Here is a 5,692-nt window from a genome sequence, read left to right on the forward strand (position 1 = left end):
ACGTCGTTGGCCGACTTGACCATGATGATCTTGAGGGCGTTGTCGAGGGTGATCTGCGTGCCCGGCTTGAAGCCCATCTTCGAGGGCGGCTCGGCGGCGGCTGCGGCCGAGATCGTCAGCAGCGTGTCGAGGGAGACCTTGCCCTGGCGCACCATGTCGAGGGCGACGTAGGTCGTCATCAGCTTGGTGACGGAGGCCGGATACCAGGGGTCGGTCGCGCCCTGGCTGTAGATCACCTTGCCGGTTTCGGCATCGGCGACGAGGATCGGCGCCGTCACCGCCGAGGCCGCCCCGGCCATCAGGCCGAGCGCCGCGAGCGAGCCGATCAGCCGTCCCCAAACACGGTTCACCATCGGGCTAATCTCGAAAGGGTGTGAGGGCGCGGGACGCCGCGGAGCAGGAATTCCGTTGCCGGCCCCAGACGTTCGCGAGGAGGCGTCCGGAACGCGTCGGATCGAGGAGACCCGTTCATCAACGTGCCCTCCGTGGCGAGAGCATGGCAGACCCCGGCGTTTTGCCCACGGTTAAGCTGCCGATCGGGGTTGCGTTCCCGGAAATCGTACACCGCTTGGTCTTCCGAGCCTCGCGGGGGTATGGGCAAGCCCTGGCAGAAGAACGCAGCGATGTCCTACGCGGTCAAGGAACTGTTCCACACGCTCCAGGGGGAGGGGGCCCAGGCCGGGCGCGCGGCGGTGTTCTGCCGGTTCGCCGGCTGCAATCTCTGGTCCGGCCGCGAGGAGGACCGGGCAGGCGCCGCCTGCCGCTTCTGCGACACCGATTTCGTCGGCCTGGACGGGGAGGGCGGCGGTCGCTTCGCGTCGGCCGAGGCGCTGGCCGAGGCCATCGCCGCGACCTGGGCCGGGGGCGGAGCCAACCGCTACGTCGTGTTCACCGGCGGCGAGCCGCTGCTCCAGCTCGACCCGGCCTTGATCGCCGCCGTCCATGCCCGCGGCTTCGAGGTCGCGGTGGAGACCAACGGGACGCTGCCCGCGCCGCCCGGCATCGACTGGATCTGCGTGAGCCCGAAGGCCGGCAACGGCCTGGTCCAGACCTCCGGCGACGAGTTGAAGCTCGTCTACCCGCAGGCCGAGGCGCCGCCGGAGCGCTTCGCGGACCTGCCCTTCCGCCACCGCTTCCTCCAGCCCATGGACGGACCGCAGGCCGCCGCCAACACCGCGGCGGCGGTGGCCTATTGCCGGTCGGATGCCCGCTGGCGGCTCTCGCTCCAGACGCACAAGATCATCGGGATCCCGTAGCGGGCGCGGCGGACGCGCCGAAGGATGGTTGTGATGACGCTCAGCCTTGAGGATTCCTCCGTCGAGGATCTCAACCTTGCCCTGAGTTTCTACCGGCGTCTGCTGATCCGGCTGCCCCTGATCCTGGTTCTCGGCATCGCGGCGGTGATCGGCCTGTCGCATCTCGGGACCGCGCTGTCCCCGCCCTACGGCGTCTACTTCCTCGGCTGGGACCTGACGACCTGGGGGCTGCTCGGGCTTCTCGCCGCCCTCTTCGCGGAGCTGTGGTGGGAGGGGCGCCAGATCGGGCATGCTCTCGACAGCCCCGAGATGCGGGCCTCGCCGATCGCCACGCTGATGGGCGGCCTCGGCGTGATCGCGCAGCGCGCCCGCGGGATGGGGATGGAATGGAGCGGCTTTCTCGGACCGCTGCGCCCCGTCCGCACCCGCTGAGCCCGGGGGCCGTCACGTGGCCCGGTCCGTGCGCTCGCTCGCCTTGCGCATCTGCCGCCGCCGCTGCCGGTCCTCGCGGCTCACCCGGTCGAGGGCGGGGGTGAAGCCGGCCTCCGTCTCGACCCGCGGCGCGGCGTAGGGGGCGGCGAGCGGCCGGAAGCGCAGGTCGGAGAAGTCGGCGAGGCGGCGGGCGCGGTCGAGGAGCGCCTCGGTCGAGTCGATCCCGCCGAGACGGTCCGCGCCCAGCCGGAACAGCGCGCCGCCCTGCGAGAACAGCAGGTCGCCGTTGCCGTCGAAGGCCGCCCAGCCGGAGACCGGCAGCGGCACGGGCGGGCCGCCCTCGACGCACAGGCTGTGGCGCACGCTCTCGGGCAGCGACCGGAGCGGGTCGGCCGTGAATTCGCTGATCGACCGGATGCGGGCACGGCCCTGCGGCGCGGCGAGGATCCAGCCGCCCGGCGCTTCGGGATCGGGCCGCCAGCGGTTCGCCGCCGGGGCGGTCTGCGCCCGCGCCGTCAGCCCCGGCGCCGTAGCGCGCGTGAAGGGAAGCACCGTGAGGCCGGGCGGCGGGGCGGATCCGGGGGCGGTGTCGTAGGGGCCCTCGCCGTGCGTCAGCACGAGCGTGTCGTTGGAGAGGAAGAAGCCGCCGCCGGCCCAGGTGTCGCCCTTGGGCCAGAGCGCCACGGCCGTGAGGTAGGGCGGCCGCGACAGCACCGTCCAGGTGGCGAACGGGCCCCTGTATTTCCCGAGGAAGCTCACGAGCCATTCGCCGTCCGGCGACAGCCCGCCCCAGGACGGCTTCACGCTGCCCTTGAACCACTGCCCGACCGCGAAGGTATCGTCCGAGCGGTCCCAGGCGATGAGGCAGGTCTGGTTCGAGGGACCGCGCCGGTAGATCACCGAGCGCGGGCTCGCGGCCGCGAAGACCGGATAAAGGGTGCATTTCGTCGGGGGCGATGACATATCCACGATCTCGGTGCGCCCGACGGCCGCCGTCAACCCGCCGTCTCCCCGCGGCGGGACCGTTCGAGACCCCGTGAAGATCGCGCGATGAAGATCACCCAGGCCTTCACCTTCGAGGCGGCCCACCGCCTGCCGAACGTGCCCGAGACCCACCGCTGCCACCGCATGCACGGGCATTCCTACCGCGTGGAGCTCACGGTCGCGGGCGCGGTCGATCCGACGAGCGGCTGGGTGGTGGATTTCTACGACATCGAGAGCGCCTTCGCGCCGCTCCTGGAGCGGCTCGACCACCACTGCCTCAACGAGATCGAGGGGCTGGAGAACCCGACCGCCGAGCACATCGCGGCCTGGATCTGGCATCGCGCCAAGCCGGCGATTCCGGGGCTTGCCAGCGTGCGGATCTTCGAGACGCCCTATTCCTGGGCCGAGTACGAGGGCGATTGACGGTCATGCCGGAGGCCGCGGACGCTTCGGAGGCGGCGCGGGGGGACGGCGCCCTGGTGCTGTTCTCCGGCGGCCAGGATTCGGCGACCTGCCTCGCCTGGGCGCTCGACCGGTTCACGCAGGTGGAGACGCTCGGCTTCGATTATGGCCAGCGCCACCGGGTCGAGCTCGACCGGCGCGCGGCGCTGCGGCAGGGCATGAGCGCCCTCGACCCGGCCTGGGAGCGCCGGCTCGGACCCGACCACACGCTCTCCCTCGCCGCGCTCGGCGAGATCTCGGACACGGCGCTGACCCGCGACAGCGCGATCGCCCTGGCCCGGGACGGCCTGCCCAACACCTTCGTGCCCGGCCGCAACCTCGCCTTCCTCACCTTCGCCGCCGCGCTCGCCTATCGCCGGGGCCTGCGCCACATCGTCGGCGGCATGTGCGAGACCGACTATTCGGGCTATCCCGATTGCCGCGACGACACGATCAAGGCGCTGCAGGTCGCGCTCAATCTCGGGATGGAGCGCCGCTTCGTGCTGCACACGCCCCTGATGTGGATCGACAAGGCGCAGACCTGGGCCCTCGCGGAGAGCCTGGGCGGGCGGGCGCTGGTGGATCTCGTCGTCGAGGAGAGCCACACCTGCTATCTCGGCGAGCGGGGGCAGCGCCACGATTGGGGCTACGGCTGCGGCACCTGCCCGGCCTGCGACCTGCGCGCCAAGGGGTTTTCGCGCTATCTCGCCGCCCGCGCGGGGTAAGCCGGCGTCCCCGCACGGCCCCCGCTACTCCGCGGGAACCAGCGGGCGCGCGGCCGGCCCGCGGGTGAGCACGAAGAAGCCGAAGGCCGCGGCGACGATGACGGCGCCGAAGGCAGCCGCGATCCCGAGCACCAGCCCGAAGCCGCCGCGGTCGTGCAGAACGGCGATCATCGGCACCACGAAGCCGCTGACGGTGAAGCCAAGGAAGTAGCGCACGCTGTAGGCCTTAGCCCGGTAGGCGGCCGGCACGTAGCGGGCCACCATCGCGTCGTTGATGACGACCTGCCCGTAGAGCGCCGCCATCGTCAGCACGAGGCCGGCGAGCAGCGGCAGGCCCGTGCTCACCGCCGCGAGCCCGAGGCCGAGCGGCTGCAGGATCGAGAGTGACAGGAACAGGGTCGGCAGGCTGTAGCGGTCGATCAGCCGCCCCATCGCCAGCTGGGTCAGGGCGCCGAAGGCGAAGACGAGCGTCGCCACCGATCCGATCAGGGCGAGCGGAAGCGCCGCGCCGACGCGCTCGTCCACCACCTTCGGCAGGGCGATGGTGGTGATGTTGAAGGTCATGCCCCCGGCGATGATGGCGAAGGCGAACACGACGAGGAGGGGAAGCGGCCGCGCCACGGGGATCAGCGGAGCGCCCCCGGTCTTGCCGCCCGCGCCCTCGCCGTCGCCGGGCACCAGCGCGAGGAAGGCGACGCCGACGGCGAGGCAGAACAGGCCCGGCACGATGAAGGCCGCCTGCCAGCCGAGGCCGGCCGCGAGCAGAGCCGTGACGCCGGAGGCGGTGGCCGCGCCGGCATTGCCCCAGACCCCGTTCACGCCGAGGTCGCGGCCGAGGCGGCGGGCATGGGTGACCAGCATGGTCGAGCCCACGGGATGGTAGATCGCCGAGGCGAGTCCCAGCACGCAGAGCCAGACCGCGAAGGCGGTCGGGCTCGCGGCACTCGCCACGCCGAGGCAGGACAGGCCGTAGCCGAAGAAGAAGACCGCCAGGAGGTTGCGCCGGCCGAACCGGTCGGCGAGCCAGCCCATCGGCAGCGAGCACAGCCCGAAGGCGACGAAGGCGCCGGTCGCCAGCCCGATCAGCTCGCCGTAGCTCAGGCCCGTCTGCGCCGCGATGGCGATGACCGCGGTCGGGTAGATCAGGAGCACGAAATGGTCGAGGGCGTGCGCCACGTTGACGAAGCGCAGGGTGCGGCGGGACAGGGTCTCGGCGTCCATCGGGCGGCCTCTCCGTAAACCTGCCCTCTCCCTATCTGACCCGTTGCACGCCGTCGGGCCGAAGGTGTACGCGATCGGGCCAAAATGGGCGGAACAGATCCATGCGTTCGATCCGGGCCGAGGATTACCAGGACATCCCCCGCGCGGTCGCGGTGATGCCCAAGACCTTTGCCGCGGACAGCCGCACGGAGCGGCACTTCCACCCGCGGGCGCAGCTGCTCTACGCCACCGCCGGACTGATGATGGCGACCGCCGAGGACGGGACCTGGGTCGTGCCGGAGGGCCACGCCCTCTGGATCCCGCCGCGCCTGCCCCACGCGGTGGCGATGCACGGCGCGGTCGCGATGTGCTCGGCCTATCTCGCGGTCGAGGCGATCGCCGGCTTTCCCGCCCGCGCCCGCGTCATCGAAGTCTCGCCCCTGCTCGCCGCCGCGATCGCCGCCCTGACGCGGGAGCCCGTGCTCTACGACGAGGCCGGGCGCGGCGGCCACCTCGCGGCGCTGGTGCTCGACGAGATTCGGCGGGCGCCGGAGACGAAGCTGACCCTGCCCCTGCCGAGCGACGCGCGCCTGCGCCGGATCTGCCTCGGCCTCATCGAAGCCCCCGCCACCAGCTTCGACCTCGACGCCTGGG

Annotated in this window: 8 protein-coding genes; 5 read left to right on the forward strand and 3 right to left on the reverse strand. The window is 71.9% G+C overall.

The annotated features are described in order from the left end of the window. A partial coding sequence (locus MFF42_RS00250) for a D-alanyl-D-alanine carboxypeptidase family protein (protein WP_238253508.1) occupies positions 1-353 on the reverse strand: 353 nt, incomplete at its 3' end. A 270-nt stretch (positions 354-623) separates the two neighbouring features. Between MFF42_RS00250 and queE the strand changes: the two genes are divergently transcribed. Together queE and MFF42_RS00260 are read left to right on the forward strand one after the other, a co-directional pair. Further along, entirely contained in the window at positions 624-1,256 is a 633-nt protein-coding gene (queE, locus tag MFF42_RS00255; RefSeq protein ID WP_238253515.1) for a 7-carboxy-7-deazaguanine synthase, read from the forward strand. 33 nt (positions 1,257-1,289) lie between these two features. Next, positions 1,290-1,688 (forward strand): ABC transporter ATP-binding protein, encoded by a 399-nt coding sequence (locus MFF42_RS00260; protein WP_238253509.1) that lies wholly within the window; start codon positions 1,290-1,292, stop codon positions 1,686-1,688. A 12-nt stretch (positions 1,689-1,700) separates the two neighbouring features. Here MFF42_RS00260 and MFF42_RS00265 read toward each other — a convergent pair whose 3' ends face one another. After that, positions 1,701-2,687, reverse strand: coding sequence for a hypothetical protein (locus tag MFF42_RS00265; protein ID WP_238253510.1), 987 nt, complete (start codon positions 2,685-2,687; stop codon positions 1,701-1,703). A gap of 51 nt (positions 2,688-2,738) precedes the next feature. Here MFF42_RS00265 and queD point away from each other — a divergent pair, with 51 nt between their 5' ends. Both queD and queC read left to right on the forward strand, forming a co-directional pair. Continuing rightward, positions 2,739-3,095, forward strand: a complete 357-nt coding sequence (gene queD / locus MFF42_RS00270) for a 6-carboxytetrahydropterin synthase QueD (protein WP_238253511.1) — start codon at positions 2,739-2,741, stop codon at positions 3,093-3,095. 5 nt (positions 3,096-3,100) lie between these two features. Continuing rightward, positions 3,101-3,838: a 7-cyano-7-deazaguanine synthase QueC gene (gene queC, locus MFF42_RS00275; RefSeq protein WP_238253512.1), complete on the forward strand. Its 738-nt coding sequence runs from the start codon at positions 3,101-3,103 to the stop codon at positions 3,836-3,838. Positions 3,839-3,862: 24 nt separating this feature from the next. On the opposite strand, the gene MFF42_RS00280 is transcribed toward queC, so the two are convergent. Then, positions 3,863-5,059 carry an MFS transporter gene (locus MFF42_RS00280; protein ID WP_238253513.1) on the reverse strand — a complete coding sequence of 399 codons (1,197 nt, stop codon included), beginning with the start codon at positions 5,057-5,059 and terminating at the stop codon, positions 3,863-3,865. Between the two features lie 101 nt (positions 5,060-5,160). On the opposite strand from MFF42_RS00280, the gene MFF42_RS00285 reads away from it, so the two are divergent. Further along, positions 5,161-5,692, forward strand: a 532-nt coding sequence (locus tag MFF42_RS00285; protein WP_238253514.1) for an AraC family ligand binding domain-containing protein, incomplete at its 3' end; no start/stop codon positions are given.

It is taken from the genome of Methylorubrum podarium, assembly GCF_022179745.1.
GTDB lineage: Bacteria > Pseudomonadota > Alphaproteobacteria > Rhizobiales > Beijerinckiaceae > Methylobacterium > Methylobacterium podarium.

Coding starts and splice junctions, on each gene's coding strand:
- queE (WP_238253515.1), top strand. CDS start 624: ATGTCCTACGCGGTCAAGGAACTGTTCCACACGCTCCAGGGGGAGGGG.
- MFF42_RS00260 (WP_238253509.1), top strand. CDS start 1,290: ATGACGCTCAGCCTTGAGGATTCCTCCGTCGAGGATCTCAACCTTGCC.
- queD (WP_238253511.1), top strand. CDS start 2,739: ATGAAGATCACCCAGGCCTTCACCTTCGAGGCGGCCCACCGCCTGCCG.
- queC (WP_238253512.1), top strand. CDS start 3,101: ATGCCGGAGGCCGCGGACGCTTCGGAGGCGGCGCGGGGGGACGGCGCC.
- MFF42_RS00280 (WP_238253513.1), bottom strand. CDS start 5,059: ATGGACGCCGAGACCCTGTCCCGCCGCACCCTGCGCTTCGTCAACGTG.